Annotated in this window: 22 protein-coding genes and 1 tRNA gene; 6 read left to right on the top strand and 17 right to left on the bottom strand. The window is 71.5% G+C overall.

The window, feature by feature from the left end:
• Positions 1-35: 35 nt before the first annotated feature.
• Positions 36-109: transfer RNA gene (locus ABZ854_RS13145), tRNA-Met, on the bottom strand.
• Positions 110-150: 41 nt separating this feature from the next.
• The gene (locus ABZ854_RS13140; protein WP_361208740.1) at positions 151-3,018 is read right to left on the bottom strand and encodes a UPF0182 family protein; all 2,868 of its coding nucleotides are present in this window, start codon (positions 3,016-3,018) and stop codon (positions 151-153) included.
• Between the two features lie 163 nt (positions 3,019-3,181).
• On the opposite strand from ABZ854_RS13140, the gene ABZ854_RS13135 reads away from it, so the two are divergent.
• Positions 3,182-3,724, top strand: a complete 543-nt coding sequence (locus ABZ854_RS13135) for a PPA1309 family protein (protein WP_361208733.1) — start codon at positions 3,182-3,184, stop codon at positions 3,722-3,724.
• Positions 3,725-3,819: 95 nt separating this feature from the next.
• Here the strand turns inward: ABZ854_RS13135 and ABZ854_RS13130 are convergent, their stop codons facing one another.
• The 4 genes from ABZ854_RS13130 to ABZ854_RS13115 all read right to left on the bottom strand — a co-directional run bounded on the left by ABZ854_RS13130 (position 3,820) and on the right by ABZ854_RS13115 (position 7,012).
• On the bottom strand, positions 3,820-4,917 hold the full coding sequence (locus ABZ854_RS13130) for a PDZ domain-containing protein (RefSeq protein WP_361208731.1): 1,098 nt from the start codon (positions 4,915-4,917) through the stop codon (positions 3,820-3,822).
• Between the two features lie 50 nt (positions 4,918-4,967).
• A complete protein-coding gene (locus ABZ854_RS13125; protein WP_361208728.1) occupies positions 4,968-5,141 on the bottom strand; it encodes a hypothetical protein in 174 nt (57 codons plus the stop codon).
• Positions 5,142-5,237: 96 nt separating this feature from the next.
• A complete protein-coding gene (locus ABZ854_RS13120) occupies positions 5,238-5,699 on the bottom strand; it encodes a molybdenum cofactor biosynthesis protein MoaE (protein ID WP_361208726.1) in 462 nt (153 codons plus the stop codon).
• A gap of 200 nt (positions 5,700-5,899) precedes the next feature.
• Positions 5,900-7,012, bottom strand: a complete 1,113-nt coding sequence (locus tag ABZ854_RS13115) for an SDR family oxidoreductase (RefSeq protein WP_361208723.1) — start codon at positions 7,010-7,012, stop codon at positions 5,900-5,902.
• A gap of 193 nt (positions 7,013-7,205) precedes the next feature.
• Between ABZ854_RS13115 and ABZ854_RS13110 the strand changes: the two genes are divergently transcribed.
• On the top strand, positions 7,206-8,681 hold the full coding sequence (locus ABZ854_RS13110; RefSeq protein WP_361208721.1) for a zinc-dependent metalloprotease: 1,476 nt from the start codon (positions 7,206-7,208) through the stop codon (positions 8,679-8,681).
• A complete protein-coding gene (locus ABZ854_RS13105) occupies positions 8,678-9,193 on the top strand; it encodes an NUDIX hydrolase (RefSeq protein ID WP_361208718.1) in 516 nt (171 codons plus the stop codon). The genes ABZ854_RS13110 and ABZ854_RS13105 overlap by 4 nt, the downstream gene beginning before the upstream one ends.
• 68 nt (positions 9,194-9,261) lie before the next feature.
• Here ABZ854_RS13105 and ABZ854_RS13100 read toward each other — a convergent pair whose 3' ends face one another.
• From ABZ854_RS13100 to ABZ854_RS13085, 4 genes are all read right to left on the bottom strand, one after another.
• The gene (locus tag ABZ854_RS13100; protein WP_361208715.1) at positions 9,262-10,017 is read right to left on the bottom strand and encodes an AIM24 family protein; all 756 of its coding nucleotides are present in this window, start codon (positions 10,015-10,017) and stop codon (positions 9,262-9,264) included.
• A 15-nt stretch (positions 10,018-10,032) separates the two neighbouring features.
• Complete coding sequence (locus ABZ854_RS13095; RefSeq protein WP_129306726.1) at positions 10,033-10,713, bottom strand: AIM24 family protein; 681 nt, start codon at positions 10,711-10,713, stop codon at positions 10,033-10,035.
• Between the two features lie 11 nt (positions 10,714-10,724).
• Positions 10,725-12,425, bottom strand: coding sequence for a TerD family protein (locus ABZ854_RS13090; RefSeq protein WP_361208712.1), 1,701 nt, complete (start codon positions 12,423-12,425; stop codon positions 10,725-10,727).
• Positions 12,426-12,547: 122 nt separating this feature from the next.
• On the bottom strand, positions 12,548-13,144 hold the full coding sequence (locus ABZ854_RS13085; protein WP_361208709.1) for a M48 family metallopeptidase: 597 nt from the start codon (positions 13,142-13,144) through the stop codon (positions 12,548-12,550).
• 274 nt (positions 13,145-13,418) lie between these two features.
• Here ABZ854_RS13085 and ABZ854_RS13080 point away from each other — a divergent pair, with 274 nt between their 5' ends.
• On the top strand, positions 13,419-14,633 hold the full coding sequence (locus ABZ854_RS13080) for a TOMM precursor leader peptide-binding protein (RefSeq protein ID WP_361208706.1): 1,215 nt from the start codon (positions 13,419-13,421) through the stop codon (positions 14,631-14,633).
• Positions 14,626-15,978 (top strand): AarF/ABC1/UbiB kinase family protein, encoded by a 1,353-nt coding sequence (locus ABZ854_RS13075; RefSeq protein WP_361208703.1) that lies wholly within the window; start codon positions 14,626-14,628, stop codon positions 15,976-15,978. The genes ABZ854_RS13080 and ABZ854_RS13075 overlap by 8 nt, the downstream gene beginning before the upstream one ends.
• A 26-nt stretch (positions 15,979-16,004) precedes the next feature.
• Here ABZ854_RS13075 and ABZ854_RS13070 read toward each other — a convergent pair whose 3' ends face one another.
• From ABZ854_RS13070 to ABZ854_RS13050, 5 genes are all read right to left on the bottom strand, one after another.
• Positions 16,005-16,217, bottom strand: a complete 213-nt coding sequence (locus tag ABZ854_RS13070; RefSeq protein WP_361208701.1) for a hypothetical protein — start codon at positions 16,215-16,217, stop codon at positions 16,005-16,007.
• Between the two features lie 135 nt (positions 16,218-16,352).
• The gene (locus ABZ854_RS13065; protein ID WP_361208698.1) at positions 16,353-16,676 is read right to left on the bottom strand and encodes a hypothetical protein; all 324 of its coding nucleotides are present in this window, start codon (positions 16,674-16,676) and stop codon (positions 16,353-16,355) included.
• Entirely contained in the window at positions 16,673-17,041 is a 369-nt protein-coding gene (locus ABZ854_RS13060) for a WhiB family transcriptional regulator (RefSeq protein WP_129306739.1), read from the bottom strand. The genes ABZ854_RS13065 and ABZ854_RS13060 overlap by 4 nt, the downstream gene beginning before the upstream one ends.
• A gap of 175 nt (positions 17,042-17,216) precedes the next feature.
• Entirely contained in the window at positions 17,217-17,549 is a 333-nt protein-coding gene (locus tag ABZ854_RS13055; RefSeq protein WP_129306741.1) for a hypothetical protein, read from the bottom strand.
• A gap of 164 nt (positions 17,550-17,713) precedes the next feature.
• Positions 17,714-19,912 carry an ATP-dependent DNA helicase UvrD2 gene (locus ABZ854_RS13050; protein ID WP_361208694.1) on the bottom strand — a complete coding sequence of 733 codons (2,199 nt, stop codon included), beginning with the start codon at positions 19,910-19,912 and terminating at the stop codon, positions 17,714-17,716.
• A 183-nt stretch (positions 19,913-20,095) separates the two neighbouring features.
• Here ABZ854_RS13050 and ABZ854_RS13045 point away from each other — a divergent pair, with 183 nt between their 5' ends.
• Positions 20,096-20,353 (top strand): mycoredoxin, encoded by a 258-nt coding sequence (locus ABZ854_RS13045; RefSeq protein WP_129306745.1) that lies wholly within the window; start codon positions 20,096-20,098, stop codon positions 20,351-20,353.
• Positions 20,354-20,449: 96 nt separating this feature from the next.
• On the opposite strand, the gene nudC is transcribed toward ABZ854_RS13045, so the two are convergent.
• Complete coding sequence (gene nudC / locus ABZ854_RS13040) at positions 20,450-21,394, bottom strand: NAD(+) diphosphatase (protein WP_361208691.1); 945 nt, start codon at positions 21,392-21,394, stop codon at positions 20,450-20,452.
• A gap of 85 nt (positions 21,395-21,479) precedes the next feature.
• Positions 21,480-22,892 (bottom strand): dipeptidase, encoded by a 1,413-nt coding sequence (locus ABZ854_RS13035; protein ID WP_361208688.1) that lies wholly within the window; start codon positions 22,890-22,892, stop codon positions 21,480-21,482.
• Positions 22,893-22,925: the final 33 nt, after the last annotated feature.

Here is a 22,925-nt window from a genome sequence, read left to right as displayed (position 1 = left end):
CGGGTTCCCGTGTGGTTCGGGGCCTTCGACTTCAGTAGCGGGGACAGGATTTGAACCTGCGACCTCTGGGTTATGAGCCCAGCGAGCTACCGAGCTGCTCCACCCCGCGCCGTTGCCTGGTAACAGTACCACGGTACGGGGTGGAGTTGATCAACCCTTCTTGCCGGACTGGGCCTCCTGGGCCTTCTTCAGCGCCTCCTGGAGGTCCTTCTGGGCCTTGGCGTACGCGTTCCAGTCCGGGCCGCCCTGCTTCGTCAGCGCCTGCTGCCCGGCCTCGTAGGCCTTCTGCGCGTCGTTCAGGGCCTGTTGGACCGTCGGGTTGCCGGTGGAGGGCGGTGGCTTGGTGCCCGTGTCCGAGGGTGGTGTCGTGGACGGCTTCGCGCCGAACACCACGTCGAGCGCCTCGTCGAGGGTGTTCTCGAACGCCGTCTTGCCCTCGTAGGTGACCAGAACCTTGCGCAGCAACGGGTACTTCAACCCGCCGCCGCGTACGTAGACCGGCTCCGCGTACAGCAGGCCCCCGTCCAGCGGGACGGTCAGCAGGTTGCCGTACTCCACTTCGGAGTCGCCGCCCTTGAGAAGCTTGATGGCGGCGGCGATCTCCTGTTCGGAGTTGAACTTGCTCTGTACCTGTTTGGGTCCGTCGACCGTCGTACTGGTCGGCAGTTTCAGGATTCTGATCTTGCCGTAGTCGCTGCTGCCGGCCTCGGAGTCGACCGTCATGAACGCGCTGAGGTTGGGCCGGCCGTTCGGTGTGAACGTCGTCGACAGCGAGAACGCCTGCTTGCTCTGGTCGGGCATCCGCAGGCTCAGGTAGTACGGCGGCACCGCGTTGCCCGATTTGTTGGTCGGGTCGTCCGGGACCTGCCAGACCTCGCTGCCGGTCAGGAACGTCTGCGCGTCCGTGACGTGGTAGCGGGTGAGCAGCTCGCGCTGGACCTTGAACAGGTCCTGCGGGTACCGCAGATGGGCCATCAGGTCCGGGGAGATCGACTCCTTGGACTTCACCGTGCCGGGGAAGGCCTTCATCCAGGTCTTCAGCACCGGGTCCTGGGTGTCCCACTGGTAGAGCTTGACCTCGCCGGTGTACGCGTCGACGGTCGCCTTCACCGAGTTGCGGATGTAGTTGACCTGGTTCTGCTGGGCCACCACCGCACGGGAGTTGTTGGTGGCGGTCAGTGAGTCGGCGGTGGTGTCGCCGAGGGTCGTACGCGAGGAGTAGGGGTAGCCGTTCGTCGTCGTGTAGGCGTCGACGATCCACTGGATGTGGTGGTCCACGATCGCCGGGTAGGCGTCGCCGTCGATGGTCAGCCAGGGCGCGACGGCCTCGACGCGCTCCTTGGGCGTGCGGTTGTACAGGATCCGCGAGCCCTTGCCGATCGCTCCCGAGTACAGGATCTGCGGCTCGTTGAACGCCACCGCGTACGCGGCCCGGTTGAGCGGGTTGGCCAGGTTGACGCCGCTCTTGCCCCGGTAACTCGTCGTCTTCTCACCGTCGTCGGTGGAGTAGTCGATCTCCTTCTGGGGGCCGCCGACGATCGAGTACGTGGTGGTCTTCTCGCCGTAGTACACCCGCTGCTGGTACGACGGAAGGTCACCGGTCGTGGGCAGGTTCTTCTCCGTGAAGACCGGTTCGCCGTCGGCGGCCTCGGTGCCCTTCGCCGCCACGAAGCCGAAGCCGTGCGTGTACCGGAAGTGGTCGTTGATCCAGTTGTTCTTCGGGATGCCGTCCAGGTTCAGCTCGCGCAGTCCGACGACGGTGTCCTGGTCCTCGCCGTCCTTGGTGGAGTACCGGTCGACGTCCAGGTTGGTCGGGAACCCGTAGAAGTTCTTCATCTGCTGGAGCTGCTGGAACGTGGGCGAGACGATGTTCGGGTCCATGATGCGGATGCTGGCCGCGCCGTTCACGTCGTCGCGCAGCTTGCCCTTGTCCGAGGTGCTGGGCTTGCCCGAGTAGTCGGTGACCTTGGCGTCGTCGATGCCGTAGGCCTCGCGGGTGGCCTTGAGGTTCTTCTGGACGTACGGCGCCTCCTTGGCCTGCTCGTTGGGCTGCACCTGAAACTTCTGCACGATGGCCGGGTACAGGCCGCCGATCAGGATCGCCGAGAGGACCATCAGGCCGAAGCCGATGACCGGCAGCTGCCAGGTGCGCCGCCACAGCGTCGCGAAGAACAGCAGCGCGCAGATGACGGCGATGCAGAACAGGATCGTCTTGGCCGGCAGGTACGCGTTGGCGTCCACGTAGCGCAGGCCGGTCCAGTTGCCCGTCGCCTTGAAGTCGCTGGACTTGACCGCGAGGCCGTACCGGTCGAGCCAGTAGGCGACCGCCTTCAGCGCGACGAAGATGCCGAGGAGCACCGACAGGTGCCCGGTCGCGGCGGCGGTGGCGCGCGCGCCGGGGCTGGTGACCCGCAGACCGCCGTACAGGTAGTGGGTGAGCGCCGCGGCGACCAGGGACAGGATCGCCGCGGCGAAGCCGAAGCCCAGCAGGAAGCGGTACCAGGGCAGCTCGAACGCGTAGAACGAGATGTCCAGGTGGAACTGGGGGTCCGTCTTGTGGAAGGGGACGCCGTTGACCCACATCAGCCAGGTCCGCCACTGGCCGGCCGCCGAGGCGCCGGCGATCAGGCCGATGAGCGCGGTGATGGCCAGCAGCAGCCACGTCTTGTACGGCGCGATGCCCATCCGGTAGCGGTCCAGGCTCTGCTGCTCCATGGACATGGCGCTCAGCGGGGGCCGCAGCCGGTGCGCGAGCCAGATGTTGACCCCGACCGCGACGGCCATCAGCAGGCCGAAGACGAAGAACAGCCCGATCTTGGTCCACAGCGTGGTCGTGAACACGGACGAGTAGTGCACCGACCGGTACCACAACCAGTCCGTCCAGAAGCCCGCGAACATGGTGAACGCCATGCCGAGGACGGCCAGGACGCCCAGGGTCATGAGCAGGGTCCGGACACCCCGGGACGGGCGGCCCGCTCTGATCCGCGGTCCCGTCGGACCTCCGCCGCGGTCCGGCATCTGGAAAGCCAAGGTGCGCCCCTCGAAGTCGCTCTCGATCCGTCCGGCCCCCGTGTTCGCGGGCCGTCCGTGGCCCCCCGTGATCGCGGGCCCACACCTATGCAACTTACTCACGGTTCACACGGTTCCCGGTTCCGGCCGGGAACGAGGCAGGATTGTGACCATGTCCAACACTCCCATGGCAGCGAACCCGCTCACCCGGGCCGTACTCGAGATCGACGAGTACGCCTCCGGCCTCGGCTGGGACCAGCCCGCTCGCCTCTTCGCCCTCGTCGACACCGCACGGCTGCGGGCCCAGGAACCCTCGCTCGCGGCCCAGCTGGGCCTGCGGGACGAGCCCGAGACCACCGGTCTCACCCCGATCGAGCAGGACGAGATCCCCGCCGGCAAGCAGCTCGACGAGTTCCTCGGCACCATCGCCTGGCCCGACGCGGTGGCCGGCTGCGCGCTGACCGTGGAGCGCCTGATGCTGCCGCCGTCCGCCGAAGCTCAGGTCCCGCAGGGGCTGGGCGAGGCCAAGCTGGCGAAGTGGGTGGCCGAGCACCCCGAGCGCCAGGAGGTCAGGATGACGGTCGCGGTGCTGCGCGACGGCAGCCGCGACTCGGCGCTGCGCCTGCGCGAGAAGGACTCCCCCACGGAGGTTCTGACGGGCCCGGACCTGGTGCCGCGTCTGGCGGAGGCGCTTACGGCCACGTTCGAGGACTGATTCCGGGGGCACGAGGACGAGGATGCCGGGGGCGCCCGAGTGGCGGGGGCGCCCCCACCGGCAGCGGCGCCCCCGGACGGCTCACCGACGGTGGCTCAGCCCTTGGTGGTGCACTTCGGCAGGGCGTCGGTGTGGTGGGTGCGGATGTCCTTCAGGGCGGCGAGGGCGTCGCCGATCGTCCTGACCTTGACGAGCCGGAGCCCGTCCGGGGTGTTCTTGGCGGCGCTCGCGCAGTTCTCGGCGGGCGTCAGGAAGTACTGGGCGCCCTTCCGGCGCGCGCCGATCGTCTTCATCTCGATGCCGCCGATCGGGCCGACCTTGCCGTCGTCGTCGATGGTCCCGGTGCCCGCGACGAACGCGCCGCCGGTGAGACTGCCCGGGGTGAGCTTGTCGTAGAGCCCGAGGGCGAACATCATGCCGGCGCTGGGGCCGCCGACGTCGGCGAGCTTGATGTCGATGCTGAACGGGAAGGCGTGGTCGGTCCCGGCGGTGATCCCGACGATGGCGCGCTTGGCGCCGGTGTCGTGGGATGTGGTCGTCGTCAGGGTGACCTTCCGTGTCGCGGTGGCCGGCTTGCCGGCCTTCGCGGCGGCGGCCTGGTCCTTGGCCGGGACGACGGTGAAGACGACGTTCTGGCCGGGCTTGTGCTTGGTCACCAGCTTGGCCACGTCGGAGGGCTGCTTCACGGCGGTGCCGTCCACCGCCTTGATCGCGTCGCCCGCGTGCAGGCTGCCCTCGGCCGGGGAGTCCTTGACGACGGCGGAGACGATCACCCAGGACTTCACGGGGATGTGCAGCTGCTCCAGGGCGGCGACCTTGGCGCTCTCCTGGGACTCGCTGAACTCCTCGGCGTTCTCCTGGGTGGACTGCTGCTCCGTCTTGCCGTCCGGGTACAGGGTGTCGTGCGGCACGATCACGCTGTCGTGTGCCAGCCAGCCGTAGACGGCCTCCACCATGTTCATCCGGAAGTCGGCGCTGGTGACCCGGACGGTGGTCATGTTCAGATGCCCGTCCGTCGGATAGGTCTTGTGCCCGGAGATCTGCAGCACCGGCTCGCCGCCGTGGTTCCCGAGCGTGTTCACGGTCGGCCCGGGGGACATCTCCGCGTACGGCACGGGGATGAGCACTCCCGCGCACAGGAGCGCGATCAGCATCAGGGTGGAGGCGAGCATCGTCGCGGTGCGGCGTGGCATGGAACGACAGTACGGGACGCCTCTGTCAGCGGACCGTCAGGGCACCCCGGTCACGCCCTGCGGGCGCCCGGGTCGGACTTCTCCATGGCCGCGCGGAAACGCGCGTACCCGTCGAGCTCGGGGCCGTCACTACGGGCCTTCCGGGTCCGGTTGGCCCAACTTCCCCACAGCCCGGCCGCGATCGCGGCCACCAGCGGAATCAGCAACCAGACGAGTGCCGCCATGCCGACCTCCCAACCCCATGAGCGTCCGCGACTGACTGATCAACAGATTAACCATTCGCACGGACAACGCTCACGCGCGCCCCCCGGTTACGCAACTCAGCAGGCGCCGACCCACTCCTCCGTACCATCCGAGAACCTCTGGTGCTTCCAGATGGGCACCTCGTGCTTGAGGTCGTCGATGAGCTTGCGGCACGCCTCGAAGGCCTCGCCCCGGTGCGGGCACGACACGCCGACGACGACCGCGAGGTCCCCGATCCTGAGGTCCCCCACCCGGTGAACCGCGGCCAGCGCCCGCACCGGGAACTCGGCGACGACCTTCTCGGCGATCCGCCGCATCTCGGCCTCGGCACTGGGATGGCACGAGTACCCGAGCGCGTCGACGTCGGCACCGCCGTCATGGTTGCGCACGGTCCCGACGAACAGGGCGGTCCCGCCCGCGGCGTCGTCCCCCACGGCCCGGAACACCTCGTCCAGCGACAGCGCCGTCTCCCGCACCCCGATCAACTTGATCGGATCCTGCGCGGCCTGCTCACCGGGGTGATCGCTCATAGCTCCCATACGCCCATGGTGCCGCACACCCCCGACATCCAGGAATACGAGGTTCCCCCGTCAGGCACGCACACGCGTTAGAGGCTTCTACAGCGGACCTGCGCAGCTGCGGGCATGCGTGCCGCTGGGGGCGGCACGGGGGGCGCAGCGGCGCCCGGCAAGCGCCGGTGAGCGGACCCACCCCCGCCCAGCCCCAGCGCCGGGCCCTGTCACAGGCGCCGCCGAGCCTTCCGCGCCCGGCGCACCACCGCGGCCGCACCCAGCAGAGCGACCGTCGCCCCCGCCGCCCCCGCCGCCGTCGCGTCCTTCCGCCCCAGCCGCCGCCCGGCCACCGTGTGCCGCCCGGCGACCTCCTCCAGCAGCTCCGCCAGCACCTCCTCGTTGGTCCAGCCGGGCCGCCACCCCGCGTCGTGCAGCCGGCTCCCGCTGACCACCCAGGGGTACATCGTGTACGCCAGGTCCCCCGCCGGGGACGGGGTGAGCCCGATCCGGTGCAGCCGGGCCGCCGCGCCGAGCGCCACCGCCGACGGCAGCTCCATCCGCCGGATCCCGCTCAGCTCCTCGACCTCCTCCTGCTCCAGCCACCCGTCGCAGCCGACCGCCAGCTCCCCGTCGACCTTCTCCAGGACGGCGTACTCCAGGGCCCCGCACAGGTCCTCGACGTGGCAGAACTGCCACGCCGGCCGCGATCCGGCCACGACGAGGAGGCGGGGCGACTCGAAGTACCGGGTCAGCGCCGTGTCGGTGCCGCCGACCAGCAGGGCGGGCCGTACGACGGTGACGTTCAGCCCGGGGTGCGCGCGCGGGGCGCGCCGTGCCAGCCGTTCGATCTCCAGCATGTCGCCCACGCCGGTGGCCTCCGCGGTGGCACGCAGCTCCGCGTCCTCCGACAGCGGCAGCTCGTTGTCCGGGAGAGCGCCGTAGACCATCGCGGAGGTGCACAGCACCACCCGGTGCACGCCGGCCGCCGCGGCGGCGGTCAGGACGGTCTGCGTCCCGCGCACGTTGTAGGCCGTCCGGGCGGCGGCGTCACTCCCGAGGTCGAGATCGAGCGCGAGGTGCACGACGACGTCGGCACCGCGCAGCTTGTCGGCGATCGCCGGGTCGCGCACGTCGAGGATGTGCCACTCGGCGGCCGCGCACTCCCCGCGCCGCTCGTCCAGGGCGATGACCTGCTTGATCTCCTCGGAGGCGGCCAGCCGCTCGGTGAGCAGAGCGCCGACCCCGGTGGCGGCACCGGTGACCGCGACGACGGGCCCGCGCAGGGCGTGCGAGGTTGAGAGGTTTCGCGCTGCGCGAACCTGCGGATCTGGGGAACTCACCGGGCGTCTCCAGAGGTTGTCTTCAGTACGGGCGCGAGTGACGCGTACGTACCAGGTGCATCCATCCTGCCGCAGGCGTTGTGTCGGCGGAGCACCGAGGCCCGATCGGGGTCCGGGTGTCTACGCTGGGTGGTGTTGTCGGGCAGCCGCGCCGCCGGAGACAGACCGGTGGCCTTACCAGCCGAGGAATCCCGTGAGTGACACCCCATTCGGATTCGGCCTTCCGCCGGAGGAGCCGGAAGACGGCGACGAGGGCAAGAAGAAGGACCAGCAGAGCGGTGGTGGGCAGGGACCGGCCAACCCGTTCGGTTTCGGCGGCCTGCCCGGAGCCGGAGGCTTTGGCGGCCCCGGCGCCGACAATCCGCTCGCAGCCATGTTCGGTTCGCTGAACCCCACCGACCTGGGCGCGGCCTTCCAGCAGCTCGGCCAGATGCTCTCGTACGAGGGCGGGCCGGTGAACTGGGACATGGCCAAGCAGATCGCCCGCCAGACCGTGGCCCAGGGCACGGCCGACGGCGTGAAGGACGCGAGCGTCGGCGCCTCCGACCGCTCGTCCGTGCAGGAGGCCGTCCGCCTGGCCGACCTGTGGCTGGACGACGCGACGTCCTTGCCGTCGGGCGCCGGCTCGGCCGTGGCCTGGTCCCGCGCGGAGTGGGTCGAGGCGACCCTGCCGGCCTGGCAGGAGCTGGTCGACCCGGTCGCCGAACGGGTCGGCGCGGCCATGGGCGACGTCCTGCCGGAGGAGATGCAGGCCATGGCGGGCCCGCTCATCGGCATGATGCGCTCGATGGGCGGCGCCATGTTCGGCACGCAGATCGGGCAGGCCGTCGGCGTGCTCGCGGGCGAGGTCGTCGGTTCGACGGACATCGGCCTGCCGCTGGGCCCGGCCGGGAAGGCCGCGCTGCTGCCGGCCAACATCGAGGCGTTCGGCAAGGACCTGGGCGTACCGCAGGAGGAGGTGCGGCTCTACCTGGCCCTGCGGGAGGCGGCGCACCAGCGCCTGTTCACGCACGTACCGTGGCTGCGTTCGCACCTGTTCGGCGCGGTGGACGGATACGCGCGCGGGATCAAGGTCGACACGGCCAAGCTGGAGGACGTGGTCGGCCAGTTCGACCCGCAGAACCCGGAGCAGTTGCAGGACGCCCTGCAGCAGGGCATGTTCCAGCCGGAGGACACGCCCGAGCAGAAGGCCGCCCTGGCCCGTCTGGAGACGGCTCTGGCGCTCGTCGAGGGCTGGGTGGACGCGGTGGTCCACGCGGCAGCGAAGCCGCGTCTGTCGTCCGCGGACGCCCTGCGCGAGACCCTGCGCCGGCGCCGCGCCACCGGCGGCCCCGCGGAGCAGACGTTCGCCACGCTGATCGGCCTGGAGCTGCGGCCGCGCCGCCTGCGGGACGCCTCCCGCCTGTGGGCCTCGCTCACGGACGCGCGCGGGGTGGACGGCCGGGACGCCCTGTGGCACCACCCGGACATGCTGCCGACGGCGGACGACCTGGACGACCCGGACGGGTTCGTGCACCGCGAGCAGCTGGACTTCTCCGAGCTGGACAAGATGCTCGGCGAGGCGGCGGGCAAGCCGGACCTCAAGAAGGCCGACAAGCCGGACCTCGGCAAGAGGGACGAGGGCACGGCACCGGGCGACGGCGAGACCGAGGGTGACGACACCGAGTGAGCCTGCATGACGACGCGGTCCTCGTGCTGAAGGAGTACGAGGACCAGGGGGAACTGCGCCAGGTCTACCTGGAGCACCTCCAGGCGCATCCGGACGGCATGTGGAAGGCCTGCGCGGAGGGGCACATCACGGCGAGCGCCCTGGTCGTCGACCCGGAGCGCGAGCGGGTGCTGCTGACCCTCCACAGGAAGCTGCGGATGTGGCTTCAGATGGGCGGCCACTGCGAGCCGGCCGACGCCACGCTGGCGCAGGCCGCGCTGCGGGAGGCGACGGAGGAGTCCGGGATCGCCGGGCTGACCCTGCTGCCGGGAGGGCCCGCGCGCCTGGACCGCCATCACACGCCGTGCGCCTGGCACCTCGACGTGCAGTACGCCGCCGTGGCCCCGCCCGGGTCCGTGGAGATGATCAGCGAGGAGTCGCTGGACCTGCGCTGGTTCGGCTACGGCGAGGTCGCCGACGTGGCCGACGGGTCCGTCGTACGCCTGCTGGAGGCCACGCGCGCGAGGCTGTGAAGGCGAGGGCTGATCGGTAAGGGGCGACCGCCACGGCGATCGCCCCTTACCGACGGCTCGGATCGTGCTCAGTTCCAGACGTTGCCCTGGTTCTGCGCCCGCGCCCCGTGCTGGCCCATGCCGTACTGGGCGGCGAGTCCCTGACCGATGTGGGCGTGCTGCGGCGGCAGCAGCTCGCTGGGCTGGACGAGCGCGAAACCGGAGCCCATGAAGCTCAGCTCCCAGCCCTCGCCGGTGCTGCCGCGGCGCCGCCACACCCCGGAGGAGTGCGTCTGGGCCTGCATCTGCACGCGCAGCCCGGTCGACCAGGCGACGATCGCGTCGGCGTCGCAGTTGACGTACTTGTCGGGCGTGACCTGCATGAGCAGCGGCGCGCCGGAGGTCATCAGGGCGACCCTGCCGCGGCCGGTGATGTTCAGCTGGTACTTGCCGGACCCGGAGACGCCGTACTGGCTGTCCACGGCGATGACCTCGTGGTGCAGCGAGGAGTCCATGGCGAGGACGTAGGAGCTGTCGACGGTCAGCCCGTCCTGCTCGACGTCCATGATGTGCACGTGCTGGGCGAGGTTGGCGAAGTACACCGTGCCCTGCCCGTGGCAGCGCATCAGGTCCAGGCCCTCGCCGGTGCGGGCGCGCGAGCGGCGCTGGGTGTTGCTCTGGTACTCGGCGTCGAACTCGACCAGTCCCTGGTAGGCGACCATCGTGCCCTTGCGGGCGAGGATGTCGTCGTGGCCCTCCAGGGTGACGCGGAGCAGCTGCTTGTTCTGCAGGCTCCAGCGCTCCTGGGCCTGGGTGTCGTTGAACGCGAAAAGTGGGCTCTGCATGTGTCCTGCTCCCCCTCAGCCCCGGATCCGGAGGCGGTCGGTGCTGTCCTCGCTGGGCTGCACGACGACGATGCCCTGGCCGGAGAAGGCCATCTGGTACGCCTCGCCGCTGCCCCGGCCGATCAGGGACTGCGCCTTGAAGCTGCGCTTGCCCTTCACCTTCAGGTTCGGCGACCAGGCGACCAGCGCGTCGGGGTCGACGTACGTCTCGTCCTCGCCGCCGCCGCAGTCGACGACGATCGGCTTGCCCCGGGAGGTCAGCGCGACCCAGCCCTGCCCGGAGATCCTGGTGTTCCACAGGCCCTGCCCGGCGAACTTGGCGAGCCCCTTGACGCGCTCCACGCCCCAGCTGAGGTGGGCGTCGAAGGCGAGCAGGTTGGTGGCGTTGACGGAGATGCCGTCGCCGTTCAGGTTGATGACGACGACGTCGGCGCCGTAGTCGGCGAGGTACAGCAGGCCGTCGCCGGTGCACTTCATCAGGGGTGCGCCCTCGCCGGTGATCCAGTCGCGGGCGATCTGGCGGACGGCCGGCGGGTTCGGCTCGTACTGGACGAAGCCCTCGTAGGCGACCATGGAGCCCACGCGCGCGAAGAGGTCGTTTCCGGTCTGCATGGCGACCTTCAGCATGTGGCCGCCGTGGTTCTCCATGCGGGCGGTGACGGGTGCGGGGGCGAAGCCCGCGAGCGGCTGGTTCATGACGGGCTCCCTCAGACCTCGTACGGCTGGACGACGATGAAGTTGCCGGGGGCGCCCCGGAACTGGAGGTTGATGCTCTCTCCTGTGTCGCCCGGGTAGGCGTTGCGGCGCATGCGGACCTGGCTGGAGACGATCACCTGGGAGGCCGCCGACCAGGCGACGATCGCGTTGCAGTCGGCGAACGTCGTCGGCGTCACGGGCAGTACGACGGGCGTGCCGTGCGTCTTGACGACGATCGTGCCGGTCCCCTGGAACTGCATGGTGAACAGCGCGCCGCCGGGGATGCCGTGTCCCTCGATGCGGCGGACCTCGTACTGCAGGGTCTCGTCGAAGGCGAGGACGCTCTCTGCGGACACGCAGATCGCGTCCCCCTGGAGCTCGATGGGGTGCAGGTGGGTGGAGTTCTCGGCGAGGAACACCTGGCCCTGGCCGGTGCAGCGCATCAGCTGCATCTCCTGGCCGGTGGCGTTGCCGACGATCCGTCCGGCGAACCCGGCGCCCTTGTAGCTGAAGTCGACCTTGCCCTGGTAGAGCACCATGCTGCCCTGCCGGGCCAGCACGGGCTGCCCACCGATGCCGAGGTCGACCCGCATGAGCTTCTTGTTCTGCTGGGTCCAGCGCTGGCCGGTGGGCGTCTCCTTGAACATCTGGAGCGCGGCGGCCACTCCGGCGCCGGCCTGCGGGGCGCCCTGCGGTGCCCCGTAGGCCTGCTGGCCGGGTACCTGGCCGTACGCCGGCGGCTGCTGGCCGTAGCCGGGGGGCATGGGCGCGCCGGGCGGCGTTGGGCCGCCGGGCTGGCCGCCGTACGCGGGCTGCTGTGGCGGCTGCCCGTAACCGGGGGGCATGGAGGCGCTCGGCCGGCCGCCGTACGACGGCTGCTGCGGCGGCTGCCCGTAGGGCGCGGGCGCCGGGGCCGGGGGCGGGACCGTGCCGCCGGCGGGCGGGGCCAGGGGGGCGATGACGGTGGGCGCGGCGTGCACGTTCGGCGCGGGCGCCGGAGCCGGGGCCGGGGGCGGGGTCGCGCCGGGCGGCGGGGCGAAGGCCTGCGGGGCGGGCGCGGCCGGGGCCGGTGCGGCCGGTGCGCCGAAGGCGGGGGGCGCGGTGGCCTGCGCGGGCGGGGCGAAACCGGGGGCGGCGCCGGACTGCGGCTGCTGAGGCTGCTGCGGCGCGGCGGGGGCCTCCTCCTCCATCACCTCCCCGCCGAAGTTCTTCAGCAGCGCGTCGAGGCCGCCGTCGAAGCCCTGGCCGACGGCGGCGAACCGCCACACGTCCTTGAAGTAGAAGTCGCCGAGCATGACGGCCCGCTCGGTGGAGAACTCCGCACCGGTGAAGGAGTACCGGGCGACCTCCTCGCCGCCCGCGACGATCCGCAGGTAGCCGGGGCCGACCTGGGACATCTGCCCGCCACCGTCGATGGTCGCCGTGAACGACAGCTTCCGGATCGCCTGCGGGATCCGGTCCAGCGTGATCCGGAACGACTCCGTGTCGCCGGCCTGCGCGCCGAGCAGCTGGATGGACTCCTCGGGCGACTTCGGCTGGTTGAAGAAGACGAAGTACCGGTCGTCCGACAGTCGTTCGTCGGCGTCCAGACCGAAGCAGCTGATGTCGAAGGACAGTCCGGGGGCGGTGATCTGCACGCCTACGTACAGATCGGTGCCCGCGGTCAGGTCACTGATCCTGGCCTTGTGGCCGCGTTGGAATTCCCTGGCCATGCGTTACGACCGTCCCCCATCCCGAATGCGAGTGCGTCGCGACAGGCTAACCGCAAACACCGACATCGGCCGCAGTCGGTACAGACCCGGTACACAACCGCGCCCGGCCGCGTACGGGACGCTCACTCACCCCGGGCGCCGGCCACGTGCGGCAACCGTTCGGCGGCGACCACCCCTTCGAGGTAGCCGCGCGCCCGCTCCGTCCGCGGGTAGGCCTCCAGCAGCCGCCAGAAGCGGGGGCCGTGGCCCGGCACCAGCAGATGAGCCAGCTCGTGGCAGAGGACGTAGTCGACGACGTACTCCGGCATGCCCTGCAGCCGGTGGGAGAGGCGGATGCTGCCCTCGGCCGGCGTGCACGAACCCCAGCGGGTGTTCTGGTTGGTGACCCAGCGCACGGAACGCGGCCGGGCCCGGCCGTCGAAGTACTGGGCCGACAGCCGTTCGGCGCGCTCCGCCAGTTCGGTGTCGCCCAGGACCCGTTTGCTCTCCTGCGCGGCCAGCTTGTCGAGCATGAGGGTGACCCAGCGTTGTTCCTCCGCCTCGGACATCCGGGCAGGGATCAGCACGACGGTGCGATCGCCCTCGCGGTACGCGGAGACCGTCCGGCGGCGCCGGGCACTTCTGCGGACCTCGATCGCGCTCGCCCCCGAGCCGCTCGGCGGCTGGCTCGGCGTGCTGCGCTGGGGCTTTCCGGCGCGATGCAGGGGGTCGGCGGGCACGCCCCGACGTTACCCGCTGTACCTGGCCGAAGTCCCGGGTCGCGGACGGTTCCGCGCCGGATCCCCCACCATGCGTTTGATTTGTACGGTGATGTGCTCGGCCGCTCCGGATCAGCTTGTACGACGAATACCCCGGCCTGTGGACAACTTTCGGCACGGTTTCGCGGGGCCGGGCATGCTGGCAGTCGTCGGCGGAACGTGACCGGTTCCCCGGCGGACCGGAACCTGCGCGCGCTGCCGCGCGCAGGACCTTCAAGGGCAACGGGGGCCTGTCATGCATCCGATGGTGAAGCCCGCGCTCCGGCGCGGCTGGCGCGACCTCAACACCGTGCAGTTCGGGATGACCCCGGCGCACGCGCTGACACTCGGTCCGATGGACACGGCGACGGGCAGCTTCCTGGAGCTGCTCAACGGCACCCGCGGCCTGCCCCTCCTGCGCGAGGAGGGCCGCCGCATGGGCCTGCCGGACGGTCACGTCGACACGCTGGTGGAGCGGCTCACCCGGGCCGGCCTGGTCGACGACCCGGGGGGCGGCGGGCCGGCCGCGGAGGCCCTGCGCGAGAAGGCGGATGTCGTCGCCCGCCTCCGGCCGGACCTGGCGTCCCTCTCGCTGATCACCGCCGAGCCGGGCGGCGCGTTCGGCCGGCTCGCGGCCCGCCGCTCGCTGCGGGTGCAGGTGCGCGGCGCGGGCCGGGTCGGCGCGATTGCGGCATCGGTGCTGTCGGCCGCCGGCGTCGGCGAGGTCGACGTGCGGGACATCGGCCGGGTCGAGCCCTGGGACGTGGCGCCGGGTGGCCTGCCCGTCGAGTCGGTGGGCGAGCGCCGCGGCCGGGCCGCGGGAACCGCCGTCCGCCGCGTGGCGCCGGACCGCCCGCCGCGCCGCACGGGTGCCTCCCGCCGCGAGGCCCCGGAGCCGGGCCTCTCGCTGGTGATCGTCACCCCGCGGGACGACGTTGCCGTGCACGCCCCCGACCCGTTCTCCGCCGAGCCGCTCATGGGCTCGGGGACCCCTCATCTGTACGCGGGCGTGGTGGAGGGCACCGGCGTCGTGGGTCCACTGGTCCTGCCCGGGGAGACGAGCTGCGCGGGCTGTCTGCACCAGGACCGCACCGACCGCGATCCTGTCTGGCCGCGACTGGTCGCCCAGTGGCGTTCCGGTAAGGCCCGTCAGGTGGGACCCTGTGATCTGGGGCTGGCCACGGCGGTCGCCGGACTGACCGCCGCCCACGCCCTGGCCTTCCTCGACGGGGAGCGGCCGTCCAGTGCGGGCGCCCGCTGGGAAGCCTCCCTGCCCGGCCTGACCTGGCGCGCGCGACCGGTCTGGCCCCACCCGGCGTGCTCGTGCGCGGCGGCGGAGAGAGAGACGGGGGAGCACTCCTCAACCGGCGCCGAGCCGCGCGAGACAATGGCGGTGCAACGGCCGTCGACGGAGCGGCGACGCACGACTGGCGCGGCGCGGCCGACTGGGACTTGGAGGGCGCATGTCTGATCTTCCCCGGAAGGCGGTCACCCGGACCGCCAAGCTCGCCGCGCTCCCGCTCGGCTTCGCCGGCCGGGCCACCTGGGGGCTGGGCAAGCGGATCGTGGGCGAGTCCGCGGAGATCGTCGGCCGGGAACTGCAACAGCGCACGGCGGAGCAGCTCTTCAAGGTCCTCGGGGAGCTGAAGGGCGGCGCCATGAAGTTCGGGCAGGCGCTGTCCGTCTTCGAGTCCGCCCTGCCGGAGGAGATCGCCGGCCCCTACCGGGCGGCGCTGACCAAGTTGCAGGAGGCGGCTCCGCCGATGCCGACCCGCACCGTGCTCGGGGTGCTCGCGGAGCGGCTGGGCGAGGACTGGCGTGAGCTGTTCCTGGAGTTCGAGGACAAGCCCGCGGCCGCGGCCTCGATCGGGCAGGTGCACCGGGCGGTGTGGCACGACGGCCGAGAAGTGGCGGTCAAGGTGCAGTACCCGGGCGCCGGCGAGGCCCTGCTGTCCGACCTGACCCAATTGAGCCGGTTCGCCCGGTTGTTGGGTCCGCTCATCCCCGGCATGGACATCAAGCCGCTGATCGCGGAACTGCGGGACCGTGTCTCCGAGGAGCTCGACTACGCCTTGGAGGCGCAGGCACAGGCCGCGCACGCGGAGGAGTTCGCGGACGACCCCGATGTGGTGGTCCCGGCGGTGGTGCACCAGTGCGAGCAGGTCCTGGTCACCGAGTGGATCGACGGCATACCGCTCGCGGACGTCATCGCGGACGGCACCCAGGAGCAGCGCGACCGGGCAGGCCAGCTCCTGGCCCGCTTCCTGTTCTCCGGCCCCGCGCGTACCGGGCTGCTGCACGCCGACCCGCACCCCGGGAACTTCCGGCTGCTGCCGGCGGACCAGGAGGGCGAGGGGGACTGGCGGCTCGGCGTGCTGGACTTCGGCACGGTGGACCGGCTCCCCGGAGGTCTGCCGGACCCGATCGGCATCTCGCTGCGGATGACACTGGAGGGCGAGGCCGAGCCGGTGTACGAGCTGCTGTGCGCGGAGGGCTTCGTCAAGGAGACGATAGAGCTCGACCCTGACGCGGTCCTGGACTACCTCCGGCCGATCATCGAGCCGGCCCGCGTGGAGTCGTTCACCTTCACCCGCGGCTGGATGCGCAGCCAGGCCGCCCGGATCGGCGACCCCCGCTCCCCCGCCTACCAGCTGGGCAAACAGCTCAACCTGCCGCCCGCCTACCTCCTCATCCACCGGGTGACCCTGAGCACGATCGGCGTCCTGTGCCAGCTGGGCGCGACCGTGCGGCTACGGGAGGAGCTGGAGGAGTGGCTGCCGGGCTTCGTCGCGGAGGAGCACACCGAGTCGGCCTGATCGGCGCCCGGGCGGGGACGCTCCGGTCACCACCAGGCCGAGTCGAGCCGGCCCTCGATGGATCTGAGGTTCTCCCGGGAGCAGACGTCGCAGAAGTACTGGCGTACGCCGTTCTCGACCGAGCAGGTCCAGGTGACCGGCCGGCTGCCGCGGGCGGCTGTGCCGCAGCGGGCACACACGAGGGGGCGTGGCTCCGCGGTGGAGCCGCCCTGGTCACTGCCTTCGGGAAGACTCGTCACCCGGTGACCATAACTCCGCGCCCGCCGAACCCCGCGCACAACGCACCGCGGGGGCCGGTCCGTTCGCTCGGACCGGCCCCCGCGGGGAGCCATCGCCTCCCTGGGGCGGGAGGCCACCGGTTCAGGTGAGTGGTGTCACTGCATGACGGCCATGGCGAGCGCCCGGCGGGCGCGCAGCGAGGCGCGCTCGGCGCGGCGCTGCATCTTCCGGGCGTTCACCAGGCGCAGGGCCTGGCGTTCCCGCCGGGCGTCATGGAGTCGCTCGTGCATATGCGCACGGGCCAGGGCTTCTTGCATGAGTTGCATCTCTCGGTTCCTGTTCTGACGCGACTCGGTCGCGCCGGTGGTGCTGAAGTCTGTGGTCGCGGAGCCTGCGGGCTCGCTGGTGGACGGCTTCATCGGGGCCTGCTTCTTGGGGTCGTGCGTGAGGGGTCGGTCGATCGTTCCGCGGGTGTTCATGCCGCGACCGGGTTCTTGCGCGGGCGGCCACGCGGCCGCTTGCGGGCGACGACGACACCCTGGACGAACAGCTCGCCACCCCAGACGCCCCAGGGCTCACGCCGCTCCTTGGCGCCGGCGAGGCAGGCCTCGATCAGCGGGCAGGTGCGGCAGAGGGACTTGGCGTACTCGACGTCCGCGGGCGACTCGGCGAAGAAGACCTCCGGGTCGTAGGAGCGGCACGGGACGGGTACGCCGAGGTTCTCGATGGCGTCGTCGAGCGCGGTGAGCGTGGTCAGGGGGGTCAAGGTGGAGTCCTCCGTGAGGCCGGGCGGGGGGATCGTGTCTGAAGGCGGTACGGACGGGGCGTGCGCTTCGAGTTGCACGGTTGGTCTTCCTCGTCTGGTCGGTCCGGCCTGTTGACCGGGGGTCGGCTGGGTACCGGGTTCTTTTCTTGTCCCGAGGCCCCTTCGCTCCGTCGTCCACGTTCGTGGACAAACAGAAGGGCCGCGGATCCCGGGTGGGGTTCCGCGGCCCTGAAGGCGCCGGCCTGATCGGCGATCAGGCTGGATCACTCCAGGGTTCTGGCCCACGGAAGGCCCACATCAGGTGATGCTGCGTCGTCTGCTTCCGGAATCCGGCACCGGCTGCCGCAAAGGCATAGGCATGTGCCTGTGCCGCTACTGCTTCCAGTGCCTTGGTCGGTCGCTCATTGCGCTCGCGGACAGGGAGTCCCGCGAGGCCCGCGGCGGACGCCGGCCGGACGGCACGAATGCCGGACAGACCGGTGCCCTGGTGAGAGGCGCCGAGCATGCACAGGGAGACGGCCGAGCGATCGGTCAGTTTGGCCGTGCCGTTGGCCGGGCTGATGGTGCTGGTGTTGATGCTGATCACTGGACTCGCCTCCTCTCGGCGTCTCATGGACTGGGGTGAACCAGTCCGTTCGGATATGCAAGTACATCACGGAATCAGGGCCTTGGAGAAGGCCGCCGCTTCCGTGCCTAGAACCTATGGGGATTCCCGGGGCATGCGCAAACTATTTTTGCGACGAGTTCGTATCAGTCCCCCGCGCCGTCATCGCTGACCTCCTGACCAGCACAGATGGCCAGTACGTCGGCTCCGTGGCGCTGCAGCTTGCGGGCCAGGACGCCGGGGATGCGGGAGAGCTCGGCCGGGGTGGCGGGCTGTGCCTCGGCGATGGCCATCAGCGTCCGGTCGGTGAAGACGCAGAAGTCCGGCTGACCGGTGCGCTCCGCCTGGACCGCCCGCCATGCCCGCAGCCGCTCGTAGAGTCCCTCGTCCATGTCGGAGGGGCAGTCCTCGCAGCGCATGAGCTTCATGTCGCCGGGATCGGTGAGCGTGCGGCCGCAGACCCGGCAGCGGGCCGGGGTGCGCCGGGTGCGCCGCGGGGCCACGAGGGAGGCCTCCTTCGCGAGACCGCGCTCGATGCTCCCGGCGGTCCCGGCCGCGGTGCGGCCCACGGTGGCGGCCGAGCCGGGACGCAGCCCGTCGAGGAAGCGGCTGGGTCTGCGGCTCGGCCGTCCGCCGGGCGCACGGGACAGGGCCCAGGAGAGGTGGAGCCGTTCCCGGGCGCGGGTCACGCCGACGTACAGGAGCCTGCGTTCCTCCTCGATCTGCTCGTCCGTCCTGGCGTAGCTGATCGGCACCATGCCCTCGGCGACCCCGACGAGGAAGACCACGTCCCACTCCAGCCCCTTGGCCGCGTGCAGCGAGGCCAGGGTGACGCCCTGGACGGTCGGGGCGTGCTGGGCGTTCGCCCGCTCGTCGAGCTCCGCGACGAGGTCGCCCAGGGTGACGCCGGAGTGGGCGGCGGCGAAGTCGCGGGCGAGGTCGACGAGGGCGGCGAGCGACTCCCAGCGTTCCCGGACGGCGCCGGAGCCCGCCGGGGGGCGGCTGGTCCAGCCTTCGCCGGAGAGCACCGCGCGGACCTGGGAGGGCAGGTCCACGACGTCGTCCAGCAGGGAGTCGTTGGCACCGAATCGGGCGGCGGCGCGCAGGGCGGTGGTCGCCCGGCGCACCTCGGGGCGGTCGAAGAAGCGCTCGGCGCCGCGCAGCTGGTAGGGCACACCGGCGTCGGCGAGGGCCTGCTCGTAGGTCTCGGACTGGGCGTTCGTGCGGAACAGCACGGCGATCTCGGCGGCGGGGACGCCGGCGTCGACGAGTTCGCGGATGCGGCGGGCGGCTCCCTCGGCCTCGGCCGGTTCGTCGGTGTACTCGGTGTAGCCGGGTTCGGGGCCGGCGGCCCGCTGGGAGATCAGTTCCAGCCGGTGGTCGGCGGCTCGGCCGCGGGCCTGGGCGAGCAGTCCGTTGGCGAGGTGGACCACCTGCGGCGTGGAGCGGTAGTCCCGGACGAGCTTGACGACGGTGGCGCCGGGGTGCCGGGTGCGGAAGTCGAGGAGGTGGTCGGGGGTTGCTCCCGTGAACGAGTAGATCGTCTGGCTGGCGTCGCCGACGACGCACAGGCTGTCCCGCGGGCCGAGCCACAGTTCCAGCAGCCGCTGCTGGAGGGGGCTGACGTCCTGGTACTCGTCCACGACGAAGTGCTGGTACTGGGAACGGACCTGCTCGGCGATGTCCGCCCGGTCCTGGAGGATGGCCACGGTGAGCAGCAGGACGTCCTCGAAGTCGATGACCGCGCGCTCGCGCTTGAGGTCCTCGTAGGCCGCGTAGAGGTGGGCGATCTCGGCCGGGTCGCGGGGGACGTCACGGCCGGCCTTCACGGCCGCGTACGGATAGTCGGCGGGGACGGTCTGGGTGACCTTGGACCATTCGATCTCGGCGGCGACGTCCCGCAGCTCACCCCGGTCGAGACGGATACGGCCGGCGGCGGCCGCGTCGGCGACGAGCTGGATCTTGCGGTCGACGAGCCGGGGCAGGGAGCCACCGATCGCTTTCGGCCAGAAGTACTGGAGCTGGCGCAGCGCCGCGGAGTGGAAGGTGCGGGCCTGGACTCCCTGTGCGCCGAGCTGGCGCAGCCGGCCGCGCATCTCACCGGCGGCGCGGTTGGTGAAGGTGACGGCGAGCACACTGGACGGCTGGAGGATGCCGGCACGCACCCCGTAGGCGATGCGGTGGGTGATGGCCCGCGTCTTGCCCGTCCCGGCCCCGGCCAGCACGCACACCGGGCCGCGCAGGGCCGTGGCCACCTCGCGCTGCTCGGGGTCGAGCCCTTCGAGCACCGCGTCGGCCGTGTCCGGTGCCTGCGGGAACAGAGGGGAGTGCGTTGCTGCTGTCACACGGCCATGCTGCCAGGTCCGCGGAGACGACCGCGCCGGTTGTCCACAGGCGCGGCCTCGTAGTCGTACTAATGCTCACGTCGTATCAATGCCGCGGATACCCCCGGTGGGAATGGCCGGCCGGTCGCGTACGTTCTTCTCCCCGGAGGCACCTTCCCCGAGCTGCTGAGGAGCGCGAGAGACATGCAGGGCACTGTGACGATGTACAGCACGACTTGGTGCGGCTACTGCCGCCGGCTGAAGAGCCAGCTGGACCGGGAGGGCATCGCCTACACCGAGATCAACATCGAGCAGGACCCCGAGTCCGCCGCGTTCGTGGAGAAGGCGAACGGCGGGAACCAGACGGTGCCGACCGTCCGGGTCGCTCCCTCCTCCGGTGCCGGCGAGGTCGTGATGACCAACCCGAGCCTCGCCCAGGTGAAGCAGGCCCTCACCGCCTGATCCTCACTCCCTGACCTTCACGCGGAACGGCCCCCGGCGCCTTGGCGCCGGGGGCCGTCTGCATACGGTGGGGTCGTGTGCGTGCGGCGGGGCCGCTCAGAGGACGCTCCTCGTCGGCAGGGGCTTGCCGTACCACGTCTCGATCAGCCGGGCGGCGATGGAGATGCCGTAGGGCGGCAGGACCTCGCCGGACTCGAAGGCCGTGTGCAGGTCCTCGCGGGAGAACCAGCGGGCCTCGTGGATCTCGTCGCCGTCGACGTTGATCCCGGTGCTGGTGGCGTGGGCCATGAAGCCCAGCATGAGGCTGGACGGGAAGGGCCAGGGCTGGCTGGCCACGTACTCGACCTCGCCGACGGTGACGCCGACCTCCTCCCAGACCTCCCGGCGCACCGACTGCTCGATGGACTCACCGGGCTCGACGAAGCCGGCCAGGGTGGAGAAGCGTCCTTCGGGCCAGTGCACCTGGCGGCCGAGCAGGATCCGGTCCTCCTCGTCGGTGACGGCCATGATCACGGCGGGGTCGGTGCGCGGGTAGTGCTCGGCGCCGCAGGCCTGGCAGCGCCGGATGTGGCCTGCGGCGGCGATGACGGTGCGCTCGCCGCAGCGGGAGCAGAAGCGGTGGGTGCGCTGCCAGTTCTCCAGGCCGACCGCGTGCACCATGAGGCCCGCGTCGCGGGGCGAGAGCAGCAGACCCGCCTCGCGCAGGCCGGCCGGGCGGGCGGACTGGTCGATGCGGCCCGGCAGCGCGTCCTTCTGGAGCGCGAAGTAGCTGACGCCGTCCTCGTCGGTGCCCAGGAAGTAGCGGTGCGCCTCGGTGAGGGGGGCCTCGAAGGACGGTGTCATCACGAGTTCGGTCCGGCCGTCGGACGTCTCGTCGATGAGCACCTGGCCGCCGGAGACCACGAAGCAGCGGGTCGTGGGGTGGCTCCACGCCGCCGCGAGCCAGGCCTCGTCGAGCCGGTGGTGGGCGGCGCGGTCGATGCCGCTCGGGGCGGTCAGCGAGATGGGTCGGTCGGCGGTGTGGTCGGTCCAGGTGGTCACGGGTGCTTCCAACTCCCCCAGTGGAACGGTTCGGTTCTGTACGGCGGGCGGTACTGCGGATGGCGCGGCGAAGGGCCTTTGCGGGTCAGAGGGCTGGACGCCAGTTCTCGGCGAGGTCACCCCACAGGTACGCGCTGGTCTCTACGCCTTTGAGGAGGAGGTCCAGCTCGACCTTCTCGTTCGGCGCGTGCCAGCCGTCGGACGGTACGGAGATCCCCAGGAAGAGGACGGGCGCGCCGAGGACCTCCTGGAGGTCGGCGGCCGGCCCGGAGCCGCCCTCGCGCGTGAAGCGGACCGGGCTCTCGAAGGCGCGGCCCATCGCCCGGGCCACGGACTGCAGCGCGGGGTGGTCCAGCGGGGTCAGGCAGGGGCGGGTGGCGGAGCCGAAGTCGATCTCGAGCCGGATTCCGGCGGGCACCTGTTCGGCGGCCCAGGCACGGACGGCCTTCTCGATGTGGCCGGGGTCCTGGCCGGCGACCAGCCGGAAGGACAGCTTCACGAACGCCGAGGACGGGATGATCGTCTTGCTGCCCGGCCCCTGGTAGCCGCCGCCGATGCCGTTGACCTCGGCGGTCGGGCGGGCCCAGATGCGCTCCAGAGTGGTGTGACCGGCCTCGCCATGGGCGGCGTACGACTTGGCGGTGCGCAGCCAGCGCGCCTCGTCGAAGGGCAGCTCGGCGAAGAGCTCGCGTTCGCGGTCGGTCAGCTCGACGATGCCGTCGTAGAAGCCGGGGACCGCCACGCGCGCGTGCTCGTCGTGCAGGGCGGCGACCAGGCGGGCGGCGGCATCGGCCGGGTTGGGCACCGCGCCGCCGAAGGACCCGGAGTGGATGTCCTGGTCGGGGCCGTACAGCCGGATCTCGCACTCGGCGAGACCGCGCATGCCGGTACAGACCGTGGGGGTGTCCTCGGACCACATGCCGGTGTCAGAGACGATCACCGCGTCGGCCGCGAGCCGGCCGGCCCGCTCCTCGACGAGCGCCCGGAAGTGCGGGGAGCCGGACTCCTCCTCGCCCTCGACGAGCAGCTTCAGATTGACGGCGGGGGCGGTGCGGCCGGTGGCGGCGAGGTGCGCGCGGACGCCGAGGGTGTGGAAGAGGACCTGGCCCTTGTCGTCGGCCGCCCCGCGCGCGTAGAGGCGGTTCTCGCGGACGACCGGTTCGAAGGGGTCGCTGTCCCAGCCGTCCTCGCGGGCGGCGGGCTGCACGTCGTGGTGGCCGTAGACGAGGACGGTGGGGGCCTGCGGGTCGCCCGCGGGCCATTCGGCGAAGACGGCGGGGGCGCCGGGCGTCTCCCAGACCTCGGCGGTGGGGAAGCCGGTCTCCTTGAGCCGGGCGGTGAGCCAGTCGGCGCTGCGCCGCACGTCGGGCCCGTGGTCGGGCTGGGCCGACACGGAGGGGATGCGCAGCCACGCGGCGAGGTCGTCGAGGAAGGCGGCGCGGTGCTGCTCGATGTACGTGCGGACGGCGCTGACGGCACTGTCAACGGGATGGCTCATGCTCACGAGCCTATCGGCCCCCGCGGACAACCC

The sequence above is a fragment of the Streptomyces sp. NPDC047028 genome (assembly GCF_040644095.1).
Lineage (GTDB): Bacteria > Actinomycetota > Actinomycetes > Streptomycetales > Streptomycetaceae > Streptomyces.
The sequence above is the reverse complement of the archived record's forward strand: the minus strand, read 5'-3'. Positions and strand labels throughout refer to the sequence as shown.

Bases quoted from the DNA above. Each gene is read 5' to 3' on its own strand.
- ABZ854_RS13065 (WP_361208698.1), bottom strand. From the start codon at position 16,676: ATGAACACCCGCGGAACGATCGACCGACCCCTCACGCACGACCCCAAG.
- ABZ854_RS13130 (WP_361208731.1), bottom strand. From the start codon at position 4,917: ATGCCACGCCGCACCGCGACGATGCTCGCCTCCACCCTGATGCTGATC.
- ABZ854_RS13095 (WP_129306726.1), bottom strand. From the start codon at position 10,713: ATGAACCAGCCGCTCGCGGGCTTCGCCCCCGCACCCGTCACCGCCCGC.
- ABZ854_RS13100 (WP_361208715.1), bottom strand. From the start codon at position 10,017: ATGCAGAGCCCACTTTTCGCGTTCAACGACACCCAGGCCCAGGAGCGC.
- ABZ854_RS13035 (WP_361208688.1), bottom strand. From the start codon at position 22,892: ATGAGCCATCCCGTTGACAGTGCCGTCAGCGCCGTCCGCACGTACATC.
- ABZ854_RS13140 (WP_361208740.1), bottom strand. From the start codon at position 3,018: ATGCCGGACCGCGGCGGAGGTCCGACGGGACCGCGGATCAGAGCGGGC.
- ABZ854_RS13075 (WP_361208703.1), top strand. From the start codon at position 14,626: ATGTCTGATCTTCCCCGGAAGGCGGTCACCCGGACCGCCAAGCTCGCC.
- ABZ854_RS13125 (WP_361208728.1), bottom strand. From the start codon at position 5,141: ATGGCGGCACTCGTCTGGTTGCTGATTCCGCTGGTGGCCGCGATCGCG.
- ABZ854_RS13080 (WP_361208706.1), top strand. From the start codon at position 13,419: ATGCATCCGATGGTGAAGCCCGCGCTCCGGCGCGGCTGGCGCGACCTC.
- ABZ854_RS13045 (WP_129306745.1), top strand. From the start codon at position 20,096: ATGCAGGGCACTGTGACGATGTACAGCACGACTTGGTGCGGCTACTGC.
- ABZ854_RS13090 (WP_361208712.1), bottom strand. From the start codon at position 12,425: ATGGCCAGGGAATTCCAACGCGGCCACAAGGCCAGGATCAGTGACCTG.
- ABZ854_RS13120 (WP_361208726.1), bottom strand. From the start codon at position 5,699: ATGGGAGCTATGAGCGATCACCCCGGTGAGCAGGCCGCGCAGGATCCG.
- ABZ854_RS13135 (WP_361208733.1), top strand. From the start codon at position 3,182: ATGTCCAACACTCCCATGGCAGCGAACCCGCTCACCCGGGCCGTACTC.